Genomic DNA, 16,568 nt, shown 5'->3' on the forward strand with positions numbered 1-16,568 from the left:
CACCTTTAGGCTGAGGTCACGGAATGGATCCTCGGGTCTCCGCGTCCGCTTCGCTCCCGCTCCGCCCGTGGATGACGAGGTTGAGAGGCTTCAGCCAATCTCCAGCGGTTGCGATGAACCAGCGCGTTTCACCGTTTCACGGAAATCGGCGAGCCGCCTTATCCCTTGAATGCTCGTAAGGCGAATCCTGAAACGACCCTTGTTGCACGCTGCGCGGCATCGCCCTACATCCGAGGCAGCCCGCCTCCAAATCAGCCCACCGGAACAATCATGTCATCTTCAAAAACCGTCGATCTCGCCGCCCATCCGCTGACCGTCTGGCAGGGGCCGCTCGGCCTGCCGGATTTCTCGCGCATCAGCGACAATGATTTCGGGCCTGTCTTCGATGCGGCGCTCGAGGCGCACCAGGCCGAGATCGACGCGATCGCCGGCAACAGCGAGACGCCGACCGTCGAGAACACGCTGGCAGCGCTCGAACTCGCGGGTGAGGCGCTCGACCATGTATCGTCAATCTTCTGGTGCCGCGCCGGCGCCCACACCAACGACACGATCCAGGCGATGGAGCGCGAGGTTTCGCCAAAGATGTCGCGACATTTCTCGGCGATCTCGATGAACGAAAAACTGTTTGCCCGCATCGACGACCTCTACCAGCGGCGCGACAGCCTGAAGCTCGATGCCGAAACGCTGCGCGTGCTGGAAAAGACCTGGAAAGGCTTTGTCCGGTCGGGCGCCAAGCTCGACGCCGAAGGCAAGAAACGGCTCGCGGCCATCAATGAGGAGCTTTCCTCGCTCGGCACCAAATTCGGCCAGAACGTGCTGGCCGACGAGCGCGACTGGGCTTTGTTCCTCGATGAAGCCGATCTCGCCGGCCTGCCCGATTTCCTGAAGAGCGCCATGGCCGAAGCGGCCGAGATCCGCGGCCAGAAGGGCCGCTATGCGGTGACGTTGTCGCGCTCGATCTACGAGCCGTTCTCGACCTTTTCCGAGCGCCGCGACCTGCGCGAGATCGCTTTTCGCGCCTTCATCATGCGCGGCCAGAATGGCGGCGCCACCGACAATACGGATGTGGTGCGCGACATGCTGAAGCTGCGCGCCGAGAAGGCCAAGCTGCTCGGCTACGGCTCCTTCGCGGCGCTCAAGCTCGACGACACGATGGCAAAGACGCCGAAGGCCGTGCACGCGCTGCTCGATCCGGTCTGGGAAAAGGCGCTGGAGAAAGCGGCGGCTGACCAGAAGGAGCTGGAGCGGCTGGCCGCGGAAGCCGGCAGCAACGAAAAATTCGCGGCCTGGGATTGGCGCTTCTACCAGGAGAAGCTGCGCGCCGAGAAATTCGCCTTCGACGAGGCGGAGCTGAAGCCTTACCTGCAGCTCGAACGCGTCATCGAAGCCTGCTTCGACGTCGCCACGAGATTGTTCGGCATCACATTCGAGGAGAAGAAGGGCATCGCCGCCTGGCATCCCGACGCGCGAGTTTTCGTGGTCAAGAATGCCGACGGCAGCGAGCGCGGCCTGTTCCTGGCCGACTATTTCGCGCGGCCCTCAAAGCGCTCCGGCGCCTGGATGAGCGCGCTTCGGTCCGGTCACAAGCTCGGCGACGGTGCCCAGCCAGTGATCTACAACATCATGAATTTCGCCAAGCCGCCGGCCGGCGAGGCAGCGCTTCTGTCGGTCGATGAGGCCAAGACGCTGTTCCACGAGTTCGGTCATGCGCTGCACGGCATGCTGACCGAGGTGACCTGGCCGTCGGTCTCCGGCACATCGGTCAGCCGCGATTTCGTCGAGCTGCCCTCGCAGCTCTACGAGCATTGGCTGACGGTGCCGGCGGTGCTGGAAAAGCATGCGCTGCATGTCAAGACAGGCAAGCCGATGCCGAAGGCGCTGCTCGACAAGATGCTCGCCGCCCGCACCTTCGGCGCCGGCTTCGCGACCGTCGAGTTCACCGCCTCGGCGCTGATCGACATGGCTTATCACGCGCGATCCGACGCGCCCGCCGAACCGCTTCGCTACGAGGCAGAGACGCTCGAAAAGCTGCATATGCCCGACACGATCGCGATGCGTCACCGCACCCCGCATTTCGGCCATGTCTTCGCCGGCGACGGCTATTCAGCCGGCTACTATTCCTACATGTGGTCGGAAGTGCTCGACGCCGATGCCTTCTCGGCTTTCGAGGAGACGGGCGATCCCTTCAACCCGGCGCTCGCCGAGCGGCTGCGGAAGAACATCTATGCCGCGGGTGGGTCCAAGGATCCGGAGGAGCTCTACACGGCGTTTCGGGGCAAGATGCCCTCGCCGGAAGCGATGATGGCGAAGCGCGGGCTGGTGTGATTGGCTAATCTCCCCCCTCGTGGGGGAGATGGCCGGCAGGCCAGAGGGGGGCGCTGTCCCGGCAGCCCATCCTTCGTCATTCCAGGGCGGAGCAAGGAGCGAAGCGACGCGCGCAGACCCCAGAATCCATGCCGTGACGGTTGAGCGCCGCCACGGTCCAGAACGCTCACCAGCCGATCCCGCGAAAGAACTCGAACCATTCCGGGTTGCTCTTCTCGATCAATTCCACCTTCCATTGGCGCGGCCAGCGCTTCAATGATGTCTCACGCTGGATGGCATCGGTGATGTCGAAATGCTCTTCGTACCAGACGAGGCGCTGCACGCCGTAACGGCTGGTGAAGGTGGAGCCCTGGCCGGTCTTGTGCTCGGGCATCCGGCGAGCAAGGTCGTTGGTGACACCAATAGATCGTGCCGCCTTTCTGGCTTGCGGTCATGTAGACGTAGCCTGTCATGCTTCGATCTTACCTGGCGCCATCGCCAACGGCTATTCTGGGCAGTTGCATTCTATGGTCAATGTCACGGCATGGATTCTAGGGTCTGCGCGCGTCGCTTCGCTCCTTGCTCCGCCCTAGAATGACGAAGGCCGGGTCGGCGGGACAGCGCCCCCCTCTGCCCTGCCGGGCATCTCCCCCACAAGGGGGGAGATTGGCAGTTTCCACGGATCCGCCACCCTCGGCCAGATCAGCCTCGTCAGTTTCCTGTAATCCGTCTTCGCCGGATTGCTCGGATAGGAACTCGGCGCCGCGACGTAGATGATCTCGGCGGCGATCGGCGCGAAGCCGGCGTAGAAGTGGTTGGTCGACTTGATCAGCAGAATATCTTTCGCCATCGGATCGATGCCGATGTTGGAGAAGACATCCGGCTCGAAGGTCTGGGTGCGGTTGGTGTTGAGGATAACGTCGACCTCGGTGCCTTCGATGCGCACCACCGCCGAAGGTCCCAGCGTCACGCGGCTCGGGCCGAAGCTCTGCCAGCCTTCATTGGTGGTCTTCAGCACCGTGACGCGGGCGTCGATCGGCTCGCCGGCCTGAGGGCCGGCCTTGCCGCCGAAGCGCAGGTCGATGACGGCGCCTTCGCCGGCCGCGTGGCAGAAGGTCACCGCGATCGGATCCCAGATCGTCGCCACGCCGACCTTGTGTACGCCGCGCGTCAGCAGCTCGCGCAGCACGATGGTGCCGTCGCCCGGCACGCCGCCGCCCGGATTGTCCCAGATGTCGGCGATCACGACCGGCTTGTCCTGGCGCTCGGCGCGCACAGCAAGCGCCTGCTCGATGCCGACCGAGGCGGAAAGCATCGTCATCGCCGTCTTTTCACGCAAGGCGTAGAGTTCGCGCCCCAGCGTTTCTGCGAGCTTGTCGCCCTTTTCCTTGTCGTCGTCGGTGACGACCAGGATGCGCGTTCCCATCTCCGGCACGTCGGCGGCCATGAAGCCGTGGACGACCGAGACCGACAGCACGCCGTCCTTGCCATGCAGCGCCTTGATCCTGTCGACGAAGGAGCGCATCGGCTCGCGGCTGGTCGGCAGCACCTGGATCATACGGCAGTCGAAGGTCGAGATCACCGGCTTGATCTCGCCGCGCGCCGCGGCAATGCCGAGCTCGACGACGTGCTCGCCGCGCTCGTAGAAATCGGTGTGCGGGAATTCGAGGAAATAGGCCATGACATCGCAGGCCGCGACGCGTTTCGGCGTCAGGTGGCTGTGCGGATCGAACTCGCAGGCGATCACCACCTTTGGACCGACGATGGCGCGCACGCGTTCCAGCAGATCGCCTTCACAGTCGTCATAGCCTTGCGCGATCATGGCGCCATGCAGGCCGAGGATCACCGCATCGACCGGCAGCGCGGCCTTGAGCTGATCGAGGATCTCGTCGCGCAGCGCCTCATAGGTCTGCCGCTGCACGAGGCCGCCGGGCTCCGCCCAGGTGGCGGTGCCTTCGATGACCGTCAACCCTTCCTTGGCCGCGCGTTTGCGCAAAGCCACGATCGGCGAGGAGCAAAGCGTCGGCGTCTCCGGGTGCTTGCCCGGACCGGCATAGAAGGCCATCTCGAACGAGGCCCGGTCGGTCGGCACCGGCGAGAAGGTGTTGGTTTCCGTCGCCAGCGAGGCGGTGAAGATGCGCATGAACGCTCCGTAGCGGACTTTTTGTTTTTCGCAATTCCGGACGGAAAACCGCCGCACATTTTTCCTGGAATTGCTGGAATTGCTATTTGACCGCGCCGAGCGCCAGTCCGCGGACGAGATAGCGCTGCAGCCAGATGAAGAGGATCGCCACCGGCAGTGTCGCCAGCAGCGTGGCCGCCATGACATGGTGCCACTCGATCGTATAGCGTCCGGCGACCAGCGAGAAAACCTGGATCGGCAGCGTGTAGCTTTCCTGGCTGCGCAGCATGGTGAGCGCGACGACGAACTCGTTCCAGGCGTTGATGAAGGTGAAGATCGCCGTCACCGCGATCGCCGGCAGGCAAAGCGGCAGGAAGACCTTGCGCAAAGTCAGCCAGCGGCCGGCGCCCTCCATCCAGGCTGCCTCCTCGAGGTCGCGCGGAATGGTGTCGAAATAGCTCTGCAGCATCCATACCGTGAAGGCGACGTTGAAGGCCATGTAGATGAAGCCGAGCGCGGTGGTACTCTCGACCAGGCCCCAGGCGGCCATCAGCCGGAACAGGCCGAGCACCAGCACGATCGGCGAGATCATCTGCGAGATCAAAAGGAACTGCCGGAACGCGCCGTAGCCGGCAAAACGAAAGCGCGACATCGCATAGGCCGCCGGCACCGAGATCAGGATGGCGCCGATGGTCGCCAGCGCCGAGACATAGAGCGAGTTGACGAGGGCCTGGCCGAAGCCGGTCGCCACCCACATGTCGGCGAAATTCGACCAGCGGAATTCGCTCGGCCACCAGGTGGGGGTGAGCACCTCCGTGCGCGGCTTGACCGCGGTGAGGAACATCACGGCGAAGGGAAAGATCGTCACCACGATCAATGGCAAAAGCAGCAGCCAGGCGATGATGGTGCGTTTCAGCTTGCCGTTCATGCCCGCTGCTCCCGCATGGCTAGCCGCACATAGATCATGGTGAAGACGAGCAGGATGGCGAACATCACCAGCGACACTGCCGAGGCTTCGCCCAGTTTGCCGATGCGGAAGGCGAGCTTGTAGAGATGCGTGACCAATATGTCGGTCGAGTTCGCCGGCCCCCCTTGAGTCATCACCCAGATGATCGGGAAGGAGTTGAACACGTAGATGGTGTTGAGCACGATCGCGATATTGATGAAGGGTTTCAAGAGCGGAAAGGTGATCTCGCGGAACTGCTGGAAAGGCGTGGCGCCCTCGAGTGCCGCGGCCTCATAGAGATCGTCGGGGATCGAGGACAGGCCGCCGAGGAAGATCGTGGTGGTGAAGGGGACCGTCACCAATATGCCGATCAGCACCTGCATCGGGAAGGCCGTCTCGGCGCTCGCCAGCCACTGGATGTTCTGGCTGATCAGGCCGAGCTTCATCAGCGCCGAGTTCAACATGCCGCTCTCGCCGCTGAGCGCCCAGCGCCAGACCACCGCCGTCATGGTCAGCGACACCGCCCAAGGCAGCATGACGATGACGCGGGCGAGGCCACGGCCATAAAAATCCATGTTGAGGATCATCGCCACCGGGATCGACAGAAGCAGCGCGCCGCCGACCACCAGCACGGTCCACAGCCCGGTGCGCCAGAGCGCCGCGACGAAATCCGGATCGGCGAACAACTCGGCGAAGTTGGCAAAGCCACTGAACTCGCGCAACTGGCCGAAGCGGTTGACGTCGTGCGTCGAGATCTGGATCAGGTCCCAGACCGGCCAGAAGATGACGATCGCCGCCAGGAACAGGCTGGGCAGTGTCAGCAGGTAGGGCAGGAAGCGATTTTGCATCGGCCGGTTTGTACTGCGTTGCGAGGCTTCAATGGGATGGTTTGCCAGCTAGGCCAATTCTCATCTGTCTTGCTAGGCGCTCAGTTTCGAATTCTTTCCAGGCGCCGCCCCTCACCTGTCTGCCTGTCCTCCGCGGCAGTTGCGGAAGAGCGCCCTTCATCTCCCCCGTCGATCGGGGAGAGGTGTCGAGCGAAGCTCGACGGAGTGGGGGTCGACCCCTGGGCGCAAGGCGAGGAGGTTCGCGGCGTTTGCCAGGTGGTTCCCCCACCCCGTCTCGGTTTCGCCGAGCCACCTCTCCGCCCCTCCGGAGGGAGAGGAAGGACCGGGAAGGTGTGGCGCGCTCCGACGGGGTGGAGCGCGCCACGGGGCGCAGGGAGATACGCCCTTATTTCTTCTTCAGGACGGCGTCGGCCTTGGCCGCCGCATCCTTCAAGCCGGCCTCGGGATCGCCGCCGAGATAGATCTTCTGCATGGCGTCCGACGTGATCTGGGCGATCTCTTCCCAGCCCGGGATGACCGGCGCGAAGCGGGCGTCGGGCAGAAGTGCTGTAAAGGCGGCGAGGTCGGCGTTGTTGACGTAATAGTCCATCTTCGCCTCTTCCTTGTTCACCGGCAGGAAGCCTTCGCCCTGCGTGAACTTGGCGCGCTGCTCCTTGGTGAACAGGAAGTCGAGCAGCTTCCAGGCCTCGTCCTTGTTCTTGGAGTTCTTGAACATGATGATGCTATCGGTGACGCCATAGGTACCGCGCGCGCCGGTCGGGCCGGCCGGGATGGCGGCGACGCCGTATTTCAGCTTCGGCGCTTCTTCCTTGATCTGGTTGGATAGGAAGGGCGCGGTGATCATCATGCCGACCTTGCCCTGCTTGAACAGGTTCTGCACATCCTCGCGGTTGTTGGAGGTGACGCCCGGTTCGGTCAGGCCCTCGTCGATCATCGACTTATAGAGCTTGGCGGCTTCGAGCGCACCGGGCGTGCTCAAGCCGGACGTGCCGTCCTTGTTGAGGATCTCGGTGCCCTGCGACCACATCGCATAGTAGTAGTAGACGTCGGTCTCGATCTCCTTGCCCTGCAGGCCGAAGCCGAAGGCGCCTTGAGCCTTGATCTTGCGGGCGTCTTCCTGCAGCTCGGTCCAGGTCGCCGGCGGCTTGGCGATACCGGCCTTCTCGAACAGCTCCTTGTTGTAATACATGGCGCGCGCGGAAGCCGCGATCGGCAGGCCGTAGGTCTTGCCGTCCATGATCGAGGGCTGCAGGAAGGTGTCGATGAAGCGGTCCTTGAACTCGGGCTTGATGTAGCTGTCGAGCGGCTCGGCGACATCCTGCTGGACGAAGTCGATCAGCCAGCGCGTGCCGATGATCGAAAGGTCGGCGTTGGTGCCGGCGGTGATGTCGGTGGTGAGCTTCTGCAGGAGCACATCCCATGGCACCACTTCATATTTGATGGTGATGCCGGGATTGGCCGCCTCGAATTCCTTCTTCACCGCTTCGAAATAAGGGCCGGTCTTGGCGCTGTATTCGGCGACGGTGACGCGCACCTCGCCGGCATCGGCAGGTGCTGCAAAAGCCAGCATGCTCATTCCGGCCAACAGGCCGACAGTCCATTTCGCAAGGCTCATCTGATTTCTCCCATTGATGCACGTTGGCGCCTGGCCCTTATGGGCGCAGGATTTATGTTACTTTCCTACATTATCCATCATTCCGCGCCATGCAAGCGGATTATCATGTTGCTTAATTACATTTGCTTGGGTAGCCTGCCGGCTTAAAATGAGGGGTGGAGGAGCGGACAGCGTGGGTTCGAAAGCCGAGTTCGAAGGCAAGACAATTGTCGTCACCGGCGCCGGCGGCGGCCTCGGTTCGGCGATCGTCGAGCTGATGGCGGAGCACGGCGCGCGAATCGTCGGCTGCGACCAGTCGACGGAAGCGCTGGCCAGCCCGCACATCGCCTCGCGCCATGTCTTCAACCTGCTCGACCGGGCCTCGATCGAAGCGGCGATCCCCGCGCTGCTCGACAAGGACGGCGTTCCCGACATCCTGATCAACAATGCCGGCTGGACGCGCGCCGAGACTTTGAAGGCGCTGACGGCGGACAAAATCGAGCAGGAGCTCGGCCTCAATTTGACCGGGGTGATGACTTTCGCCGATCCGCTCATCAAGGCGATGTCCAAGCGCGGCGCGGGCAGCGTCGTCTTCATCTCCTCGGTCAACGCCATCGCGCATTTCGGCAATCCGGCCTATGCCGCGGCCAAGGCCGGCATCAACGCCTACGCCAAATCGATCGCCGTCGAGCTCGGCCGCAGCGGGTTGCGCGCCAATGTCGTGTGCCCAGGCTCGATCCGCACCGCCGCCTGGGACCATCGCCTGGCCAAGGACCCCGAGATCTTAGGCCGGCTCAAGCGGCTCTATCCGCTCGGCCGCATCGTCAACGCGTCGGAAGTGGCGGAGGCCGTCGCCTTCCTTGCCTCCGAGCGCGCTTCCGGCATAACAGGTGCCGTTGTGCCCGTGGACGCCGGACTGACAGCCGGCTACCTGCCTTTCATCGACGACATATTGGGAGCGTGACCATGACCGACGTCCAGTTCCGCAACCTGTCGAAATCCTTCGGCCAGCACAAAATCCTCGAGGACATCAACCTCGACATCCGGACCGGCGAGTTCGTCGTGCTGGTCGGCCCGTCCGGCTGCGGCAAGTCTACGCTCCTGCGCATGCTGGCAGGGCTGGAGGCGATCACCTCCGGCGATCTCGTCATCGGCGGCACGCGCGCCAACGAGTTGCCGCCGCAGAAGCGCAACATCGCCATGGTGTTCCAGTCCTACGCGCTGTTCCCGCATCTGAAGGCTGCGGAAAATATCGGCTTCGGCCCGAAAATCCGCGGCGAGACGCGCGCCGCGATCGACGACAAGGTCAAGAAGGCGTCGGGCGTGCTCAACCTCTTTTCCTACCTCGACCGCTATCCGCGGCAATTGTCGGGCGGCCAGCGCCAGCGCGTCGCCATGGGCCGCGCCATCGTGCGCGAGCCTTCGGTCTTCCTCTTCGACGAGCCGCTTTCCAACCTTGACGCGCAATTGCGCGTGCAGATGCGCACCGAGATCAAGGCGCTGCACCAGCGGCTGAAATCGACCATCGTCTACGTCACCCACGACCAGATCGAGGCGATGACCATGGCCGACCGCATCGTGGTGATGGATCGCGGCCGCATCCAGCAGGTCGGCCAGCCGCTGGAGCTCTACGACAAGCCGGCCAACAAATTCGTCGCCGCCTTCATCGGCTCGCCCTCGATGAGCTTCGTCTCCGGCGTGCTGAAGAGCGCTGGAGCCAAGTCCTGGTTTGAAACGACGGGCGGCGGCCGTCTGGCGCTCCCGGGCAAGGCCACGTCCGGCAGCGACACGGTCGAGGCCGGCATCAGGCCCGAGCATTTCGTGGTTGGCGCCGGCGACGATGCGATCGCGATCAAGGTCGATGTCGTCGAGCCGACCGGGTCGGAAACGCATGTCTACGGCTCGGTCGGCGACGACACGGTGCGCGCGGTGTTCCGCGACCGGCTGCAGGTGAAGCCGGGCGACCGGCTGCCGGTGAGCGTCGACCCGCGCAACATCCACCTCTTCGACAAGGCGACGGGCCTGCCGCTCTGAGATGATGACATGAAGACCCCGGCCGACATCATCACCCGCCTGCAATTGATATCGCAGGACGGCACCAAGTCGGACCGCCGGCTGGCCGGGCTGGTGCTTTCCGACCTCGATTTCGCCTCCAAGGCCGCGATCTCGGAGATCGCCGCGCGCGTCGGCGTCAGCGAGCCGACCGTCACCCGCTTCTGCCGCAATCTCGGTTGCGAGGGCCTGCGCGATTTCAAGTTCTACCTGGCGCAGGCGATCGCCATCGGCGGCCAGTATCTGTCGCCGGAGCCGCTCAGCCGCGACGCGCGCGAGCAGCGCATCGCCTCGGCGATTACCGAGGCGGCGATCGCCGCCATCCAGCGCGCCAGCGAAAACCTCGACATGACGACGCTGATGGATGTCGCCGCCCGCATCGCCGCTTCCGGCAATGTGCTGTGCATCGGCTCCGGCGGCATTTCCTCGATGATGGCGACCGAGATGCAGAACCGGCTGTTCCGGCTCGGCCTGTCGGCGCTCGCCCAGATCGACGGCCAGCTGCAGCGCATGTATGCCGCGGTGGCGACGCCCGAGACGACGCTGGTCGCCTTCTCGGTGTCGGGCTATGCGCGCTCGGTGATCGAGGCGGTCGAGGTGGCGCAGCAATATGGCGCCGCCACCGTCGCCATCACAGCGCCGGATTCGGCTCTGGCCAAGGTCGCCGACACGGTGATCCTTTTGCAGTCGGTCGAGGACGGCAACATCTACAAGCCGACCTCGTCGCGCTACGCGCTTTTGGCCATCCTCGACATGATCGCCACCACGGTGGCGGAGGCGCGCGGGCCGAAAGTGCTGGAGAATTTGCGCCGCATCAAGCAGAGCGTGAACACGCTGAAGGTGGACGATCCGAAGCTGCCGCTGGGGGACTGAGCGGTTGCAGCGGCTTGCGCCGCCGAAGTTGGCGATCCTTCGCGCCCCCCTCTGGCCTGCCGGCGATCTCCCCCACGAGGGGGGAGATCGGCAGTTCCGGCGCCCCGCTCACCCTAGTACGTTGGAGATTGGCGAAAGCCGCCGCGACATCTGATCTCCCCCCTTGTGGGGGAGATGTCCGGCAGGACAGAGGGGGGCGCTGTCCCGCCAACATTTCAAATTTAGGATTGCCCAAAAGCCTCGATGCTTTTCGCCAACTCAGCCGCATCCCCCAAGACCCGCAGCGTCTTCAGTCGCGAGGTGCCGCCGGCGACCACCGAAACGGCCGACACCGGCACGCCCAGCGCCTTGGCCATCATCCGCTCCAGCGCTTGATTGGCGGCGCCGTTCCCCGGCACGGCGCGCACGCGGGCTTTAAGGTGACTGCGGCCGTCGGCGGTGGTCTCGACGCCATCGATCCGGTCGAGCGCCGCCTTCGGCGTCAGCCGCACGAAGAGGTCGATGCCGTTCTCGCGAAGCCGGAACGGCGTGCTCATCAGCCGCCGGCCACGACCCAGGACCAGACGGTGGTGACCAGAAACTGCCGGATGAAGAAAATGATCAGCAAAAGAATGATCGGCGAAATGTCGATGCCGCCGAGATCGGGCATGAAGCGGCGGATCGGGCGCAATGCCGGGTCGGTCAGCCGGTAGAGCATGTTGCCGACGCTGCCGACGAACTGGTTGCGCGAGTTGACGACATTGAAGGCATAGAGCCAGGAAAAGATCGCCGAGGCGATGATGATCCACCAGTAGATATCAAGCGCCATGACGATGGTCTGAATAAGGGCGATCATGCCGGTCTCCAAATTGTCGCCGACATGTAGCCATTGCTTGGCTTGCGGGCAAGGCCCGCGGGCTTGGCGTGCGGGCAAGGCCCGCGGGCTTGGCGAGCGGCAAGGCCCGCCAGTCAGCGTGCTCGTCGCCTGCCGGTCTTTCGCCTTGACATGAAACGGCCGCGACCGATACAAGCCCATCCGCTGGAACGGGGCTGTAGCTCAGCTGGGAGAGCGCATCGTTCGCAATGATGAGGTCAGGGGTTCGATCCCCCTCAGCTCCACCAGCCGGCACACGCATGCGCCTCTCGTCGGCGGTTGCCTTCTTCGCTCAGCATTTTGTGACCGCCGGATTTCGGGCCGCGTGCTTGGAACCAATGGCGGGGCAAGACGGTTCAGCTATAGTTTTGCAGCTGATGTGCCCGGCCGGCTGGGTAAGCGGCGATGCTCGAGGAGTTTCCCACCATGAAGATTTCGTCCAGGTTCCGTTCCGTCGCGGTCGCGGCAATCGCCGCCGCGGGCGTCAGCATTGCCAGCGCCGCGCATGCCGACAGCGGCACGATCCGCTTCTCCGTCTACAAGGCCGCCTTCTTCATCGGCGGCTCCGGCGGCGAAGGCACGCTGACCTTCCATGGCAAACGCTATCCGATCTCGATCGGCGGCGTCTCGGGCGGCTTGGCCTTCGGGGCCTCCAAGACCTATTTCCAGGGCAGGGTGCGCCATATCCGGCGCGCCAGCGACGTAACGGGCGTCTACGGCGCGGCGGGCGGCGGCGGCGCGCTCGGCAGAGGCGCCCAGGTGATCGTCATGACCAACGACAAGGGCGCCCAGCTGGAGCTTGCCGGCAGGCAAGTCGGCCTGCAGGTCAACGCGGATCTCAGCGGCATGAGCATCGCGCTGAAGAGGTAGGAGCCGCAACTTCCCGCTCTTCGTGGACAGGCCGGCAAAGGCGCCGTCTGGGCGCCGAAAGCCGGCCGCTGGAGGCCATGAGGCGCGCAAGCAGGCTGCTTGGCACGCGAAGGGGGCGGTCTCGGCCTCAGGGGCCTCAGTCGTCCGAATTATCCCAATTGTCTTCGTCCGGCGGCGGGTAGTCGGGAATGACCCGGATAATCGGCCGCGGACGCTGATAGCGCCAGTAATACTCGTCCGGCGGCTGAGGTTCATAGGTGCGGTAGGCAGGCCGGTCGTAGTTGCGGCGCTTCCAGTATTTGTGCTTCTTGTGCGGTCGCACGCAGTAGCCGTCCTCGGTCAGATAAGCGCATGTGACATGCGCCTCCTGCACCAGGCCGTTTCCGGCCGGCATGCCAATCATCGGCGCCGCGTGGACCACTGGCATCACCGCCAGCATGGTCCCGGCAAAGGCAAGAACAGATAATTTCATCGGCCTCTCCAATCTCTGCAGATCAAGGCCGGAAGAACGTCCTGATTTGGGGAGATTTGCGGCAGCCGAGATCACTTTGATTTTCGGCCGCACATATGAGCGTCAGATGATGTATCGAGCGGGCATGCCCGGAGCCGCCTTCTGGCTTTAAGTCGAGAGCGACCTGTGCCCCTCGAACCGAGCGCACCCATCGCGCTGGTGGCACTTGCACGGGGATTTTGACCGGTCGGCTCTGTTTGCGGTGGCAGGCGGCATGCGTTGGAGATTGGCCGAAACGCCCATCGCGATCGTCATTCTAGGGCGGAGCAGGAGCGAAGCGACGCGGCGCAGACCATAGAATGACGACGTCCGGGCGGCTTCAACCAATCCCCGGCGTTTGCGCTGATTTCACGGGAATGGAAATCTTACACCAGACAAACGGCAACCTTCAAAATCCCTGTGTCGGGGAACTAGTTCGCAAGCTGATCGAGAAGCGTGTCTATTTCCCCCTTCTTTGGAGCTTCGGGCGAAGCAGGGGCGGCTTGCGGGTCGACCGCAGCGGGTTCCACCGCCGGCGCGGCGGTCTCGGCCTCGGTTTCGCCACTTGCGCCCGAACCTGGCGGCGGCGCCGCGTTTTCCGTGTTGCCGGCGTCTGGCGCCGCGGCGGGCTCCGGAGCCGCGGGCGGGGCTTTGGGCCGGGGCGCGGCGTTGCCCAGAAGATCGCCGAGCAGATCAGCCGCTCCCTTGCCGGAACCGCTGCCATTCGCGCCCGGGATCAGCTTGTCGAGTTTCAGTTTCCCGGTTGGCAGCCCGAGGCGACTCAACATGTCCAGCGCGCCCTGCGGGTCCTTGGCCAACGCGCTCAGGTCCGGATAGGCACGGGGCGCGGACAGCGGGCCCTGGACCACGATCGGCACCCCGATGCCCTTCACGGCAACGTCGCCTCCTTGGCCTGAAAGCGAAGCGATGACGCGGGGGTTGAGATGCATGGCGAGCGTCTGGTCGGCGAGGTCGATTTTGCCCGAACCGTCCATCCGCACCAGCGGGCCCAGCAGGCTGATGTCCGTCGTCTGCGCGATGCCGTTCTCGATCGCGAACGAGGCGCCGAGTTCCGTGAACGTCGTCTTCTTGGCTTGATCCTGCTTGAAGCCGCCGGCAAGCAGTCCGACGAGGTTGTTGTAGATCTCCGCTATGTCGATGCCGCGGAAGGCGCCGTCGCCGAATTTTGCCGACGCCTTGCCGCCAAGGGATCTGGCAAGCGATTTCGTGGTCTTTCCCGAGCCTGAAACCGCGACCGTGGCTTCGAGCGTTCCTTCGATGCGGTCGAAATCCGCCGCATCATGGAGCAAGGGACCCGCGGTCGCGCCGGCGATCGCAGTGTTCAGGTTCAGGGAAGCGGTGTCTTGGGAGCCGTCGGCTGTCATTTCCGCGGCAACCGCGCCGCCGTAGAAGGGACTTTGCGGCACGTTCAGGTGAGCCTTCCCGTCCGCCACCGTCAGGGTGGTCGCCACCGGCCCGGCGAAGACCTTGCCATAGCCGAGCTTGTCGGCCTGGATAGCCATCTTGGCATCAATTCCCTTGAGGAAGGAGAGATCGATCGGCGCGTCGGTTGCCGCGCCCGGTTTCTGTTTGCCGCCGGCCGTGGCTCCGCCGCTGCCTGCGAGCGCCGCAAAGTCAAGTTTCGCGAAATTGAGCGACGTCCGGATAGTGAGAAGCTCCCCCAGTTTCACCGAGCCCTGTCCCGACGCCTTGACGCCGTTCAAAGTGACGGTGGCCTTCTGGAAGGAGAATTGCTTTGGGCCGGCATCGACATCGCCCTTGAAGGCAAAGTCCTGCAGACTGCGGGAGGCGTCTTGCCCCAGCCATTGCATCAGCCTGTCGACCGAGGCCGATGTGACTGAAACGTGACCCTTGAACGTGCCGCCACCCCCCGCAGTGCCGCTTATGCTGCCATCGAGGTATTTGGAGGAAACCGAAAGGCTGATCGGCCCGGACGCATCGGCAACGGAGCCGCCGGCCAGAAAGGATGCCGGCGCGACCTGGGACTTGAACGTCACGGCCTGTCCCCGCCAGACGAGCTTGCCCGTCAAATCGACCGGCTTGCCGGCATCATGAACCTTCGCGTCAACATTGAGCCCGGTAATGTCGTCGGCCGCTCGGGCATCGGCAAGTGCTGCAAGCGGAAGCTTGCCCTGCCTAATCCCGACCGTTCCCTGCAGATTGACGCTGCTGCGTATGCGCTCCGCGGTAAGTCCGCGAAAAGCGAACCCCATATCGGCGGTCAGCTTGCCTGACAACGGCACGGATTGTCCGGCAAGCTTCGCTATAGAGCCGATATCGAGCCCCGTGCTCGCAACATTGCCTCGTATGGTCGGAGGTGTTTCACGGACATTCGTCGAGGCATTTGCGGTGACGCTTCCCGCATCGAGGCCGAAATGCTCCAGCTTTGCCTCGAGACGCCCGTCGCGCAGCGTCGCGGCGAGCTGAACATCGGAAGCCCGTATCTTGCCGCCGACCAATTCATCGACGGCAACGCTGATGTCGGCGTCGAAAGCAGACAGCATCGCGAGGTCGGGCTCGCCGGAACCGCCCGGAGCCTTGCCCGCGCTGGATCCGCCCTTTCCTATGTCGCTCAAGGCGTCGATGTCGATGCGCTTCGCCGCCAGGTCGGCGTAGAAGCGATGCCGCGCCCCAGGCTGAAAGAGCGCGTCCATCTGGAAGCTCTGGTCGCCGATCTCGAACTTTCCGCCCTTGATCTGATAGCTGCCGTTGCCGTTGAGCTGGACCTCGCCGCTGGCATGCAATGAAGAGAATTTGACAACCGGCGCCGGGTTGAGTCGCGCCTCGATGGCGATCTGGGCCGGCAGCCGTTTCAGGATCGGCCTCAACGCGGAAAGGCTCCCGCTCATTTCAATGCGACGGCCGTTGCTGGTGCCGGCCAATGAAAACGAGGCCTCCCGGTCGAGGTCCGGGACCCTCAAATCGGCGTCGATTGCTGTCACCTTAGCGGCATTGCCAGTCGACGCGCCTGAGGTAAGGGTGCCGTTCGTTATCGTCAGTTGGTTGATCGCCAGCCGCTCGAGAGTATCGACAATCGCCGCGAACGGATCGGCCTGAACATCCTTCGGTTCCGGAGACGACGCCGCGTTCGCCGAAGCCTTGAGCGCGATTGTCGGATCCGCCAGCGCGACAGACTGTATCTCAAGCTTTTTCGACCATAGCGACGACAGCGTTATCGAAGTCGAGAACCGCGGAGCGGATATCGCGATGTCGCCCGCGCCGGTCGCGAGCGAGATGTCGTCCGCGACCACCGCCAGCTTGGGCAGCAGCGATAGTCTGACAGGTCCGTCCAGCCGAATTGTCATTCCGGTTGCGGACGATAGTTGCCGGCTCAATTCGGCACGAACCCAGTCGATTGAAACAAGAGCGGGCAGAAGGAAGAGCAGCCCGACGGAAAGAACAACAGCTATGGTGAGTGCAGCGACGATTTTTCTCACATCGACCAGCCAAAATGATCGGAAGAATCAGTACCCTTGAACATACATGCTTCTGGCGCCCGACTGAATCCTGCCGAACCACGGGCCTCGCGCCGGGCGAATTTTTCGGACTGCTGCACGGAACCGTTCGGCTCTTTCACCGAGGCTTCCCGTCCGGA

The 16,568-nt window shown here is 63.8% G+C and carries 13 protein-coding genes, 1 tRNA gene and 1 pseudogene; 6 read left to right on the top strand and 9 right to left on the bottom strand.

All coding sequences use genetic code 11. From position 1 onward, the window contains the following. Positions 1–270 precede the first annotated feature (270 nt). On the top strand, positions 271–2,325 hold the full coding sequence (locus FJ956_RS23955) for a M3 family metallopeptidase (RefSeq protein WP_140781993.1): 2,055 nt from the start codon (positions 271–273) through the stop codon (positions 2,323–2,325). 166 nt (positions 2,326–2,491) lie between these two features. Here FJ956_RS23955 and FJ956_RS23960 read toward each other — a convergent pair. The 5 genes and pseudogenes from FJ956_RS23960 to FJ956_RS23980 all read right to left on the bottom strand — a co-directional run bounded on the left by FJ956_RS23960 (position 2,492) and on the right by FJ956_RS23980 (position 7,835). Then, a pseudogene (locus tag FJ956_RS23960) lies at positions 2,492–2,777 on the bottom strand (GIY-YIG nuclease family protein). 116 nt (positions 2,778–2,893) lie between these two features. Further along, a complete protein-coding gene (locus FJ956_RS23965) occupies positions 2,894–4,447 on the bottom strand; it encodes a M81 family metallopeptidase (RefSeq protein WP_140684614.1) in 1,554 nt (517 codons plus the stop codon). An 82-nt stretch (positions 4,448–4,529) separates the two neighbouring features. Next, entirely contained in the window at positions 4,530–5,354 is an 825-nt protein-coding gene (locus FJ956_RS23970; protein ID WP_140684615.1) for a carbohydrate ABC transporter permease, read from the bottom strand. Further along, entirely contained in the window at positions 5,351–6,220 is an 870-nt protein-coding gene (locus FJ956_RS23975; protein ID WP_140684616.1) for a sugar ABC transporter permease, read from the bottom strand. Before FJ956_RS23975 ends, FJ956_RS23970 begins: the two co-directional genes overlap by 4 nt. Positions 6,221–6,605: 385 nt before the next feature. After that, complete coding sequence (locus tag FJ956_RS23980; protein ID WP_140684617.1) at positions 6,606–7,835, bottom strand: sugar ABC transporter substrate-binding protein; 1,230 nt, start codon at positions 7,833–7,835, stop codon at positions 6,606–6,608. Positions 7,836–7,983: 148 nt separating this feature from the next. Here FJ956_RS23980 and FJ956_RS23985 point away from each other — a divergent pair, with 148 nt between their 5' ends. From FJ956_RS23985 to FJ956_RS23995, 3 genes are read left to right on the top strand one after another with little or no spacing between them, the layout of a single operon-like run. Then, positions 7,984–8,778 carry an SDR family oxidoreductase gene (locus FJ956_RS23985; protein ID WP_140684618.1) on the top strand — a complete coding sequence of 265 codons (795 nt, stop codon included), beginning with the start codon at positions 7,984–7,986 and terminating at the stop codon, positions 8,776–8,778. Between the two features lie 2 nt (positions 8,779–8,780). Continuing rightward, positions 8,781–9,848 (top strand): sn-glycerol-3-phosphate ABC transporter ATP-binding protein UgpC, encoded by a 1,068-nt coding sequence (gene ugpC, locus FJ956_RS23990; RefSeq protein ID WP_140684619.1) that lies wholly within the window; start codon positions 8,781–8,783, stop codon positions 9,846–9,848. Between the two features lie 9 nt (positions 9,849–9,857). Beyond that, positions 9,858–10,739, top strand: coding sequence for a MurR/RpiR family transcriptional regulator (locus tag FJ956_RS23995; RefSeq protein WP_140684620.1), 882 nt, complete (start codon positions 9,858–9,860; stop codon positions 10,737–10,739). Positions 10,740–10,960: 221 nt separating this feature from the next. Here FJ956_RS23995 and FJ956_RS24005 read toward each other — a convergent pair whose 3' ends face one another. Beyond that, positions 10,961–11,275, bottom strand: a complete 315-nt coding sequence (locus tag FJ956_RS24005) for a DUF167 family protein (RefSeq protein ID WP_140684621.1) — start codon at positions 11,273–11,275, stop codon at positions 10,961–10,963. Further along, a complete protein-coding gene (locus FJ956_RS24010; protein ID WP_095770068.1) occupies positions 11,275–11,574 on the bottom strand; it encodes a YggT family protein in 300 nt (99 codons plus the stop codon). Before FJ956_RS24010 ends, FJ956_RS24005 begins: the two co-directional genes overlap by 1 nt. A 190-nt stretch (positions 11,575–11,764) precedes the next feature. On the opposite strand from FJ956_RS24010, the gene FJ956_RS24015 reads away from it, so the two are divergent. Both FJ956_RS24015 and FJ956_RS24020 read left to right on the top strand, forming a co-directional pair. Then, positions 11,765–11,840 (top strand) — tRNA-Ala (locus FJ956_RS24015). Positions 11,841–12,018: 178 nt separating this feature from the next. Then, positions 12,019–12,462, top strand: coding sequence for a hypothetical protein (locus tag FJ956_RS24020; RefSeq protein ID WP_140684622.1), 444 nt, complete (start codon positions 12,019–12,021; stop codon positions 12,460–12,462). 136 nt (positions 12,463–12,598) lie between these two features. On the opposite strand, the gene FJ956_RS24025 is transcribed toward FJ956_RS24020, so the two are convergent. Then, positions 12,599–12,934: a hypothetical protein gene (locus FJ956_RS24025; RefSeq protein ID WP_140684623.1), complete on the bottom strand. Its 336-nt coding sequence runs from the start codon at positions 12,932–12,934 to the stop codon at positions 12,599–12,601. A 449-nt stretch (positions 12,935–13,383) separates the two neighbouring features. After that, positions 13,384–16,410 (bottom strand): AsmA family protein, encoded by a 3,027-nt coding sequence (locus tag FJ956_RS24030; protein ID WP_140684624.1) that lies wholly within the window; start codon positions 16,408–16,410, stop codon positions 13,384–13,386. Between the last annotated feature and the right edge of the window lie 158 nt (positions 16,411–16,568).

It is taken from the genome of Mesorhizobium sp. B2-4-3 (assembly GCF_006442815.1).
Lineage (GTDB): Bacteria > Pseudomonadota > Alphaproteobacteria > Rhizobiales > Rhizobiaceae > Mesorhizobium.

Coding starts and splice junctions, on each gene's coding strand:
- FJ956_RS23995 (WP_140684620.1), top strand. CDS start 9,858: ATGAAGACCCCGGCCGACATCATCACCCGCCTGCAATTGATATCGCAG.
- FJ956_RS23985 (WP_140684618.1), top strand. CDS start 7,984: ATGAGGGGTGGAGGAGCGGACAGCGTGGGTTCGAAAGCCGAGTTCGAA.
- FJ956_RS24010 (WP_095770068.1), bottom strand. CDS start 11,574: ATGATCGCCCTTATTCAGACCATCGTCATGGCGCTTGATATCTACTGG.
- FJ956_RS23975 (WP_140684616.1), bottom strand. CDS start 6,220: ATGCAAAATCGCTTCCTGCCCTACCTGCTGACACTGCCCAGCCTGTTC.
- FJ956_RS24020 (WP_140684622.1), top strand. CDS start 12,019: ATGAAGATTTCGTCCAGGTTCCGTTCCGTCGCGGTCGCGGCAATCGCC.
- FJ956_RS23955 (WP_140781993.1), top strand. CDS start 271: ATGTCATCTTCAAAAACCGTCGATCTCGCCGCCCATCCGCTGACCGTC.
- FJ956_RS23970 (WP_140684615.1), bottom strand. CDS start 5,354: ATGAACGGCAAGCTGAAACGCACCATCATCGCCTGGCTGCTGCTTTTG.
- FJ956_RS24005 (WP_140684621.1), bottom strand. CDS start 11,275: ATGAGCACGCCGTTCCGGCTTCGCGAGAACGGCATCGACCTCTTCGTG.
- ugpC (WP_140684619.1), top strand. CDS start 8,781: ATGACCGACGTCCAGTTCCGCAACCTGTCGAAATCCTTCGGCCAGCAC.
- FJ956_RS23980 (WP_140684617.1), bottom strand. CDS start 7,835: ATGAGCCTTGCGAAATGGACTGTCGGCCTGTTGGCCGGAATGAGCATG.
- FJ956_RS24025 (WP_140684623.1), bottom strand. CDS start 12,934: ATGAAATTATCTGTTCTTGCCTTTGCCGGGACCATGCTGGCGGTGATG.
- FJ956_RS23965 (WP_140684614.1), bottom strand. CDS start 4,447: ATGCGCATCTTCACCGCCTCGCTGGCGACGGAAACCAACACCTTCTCG.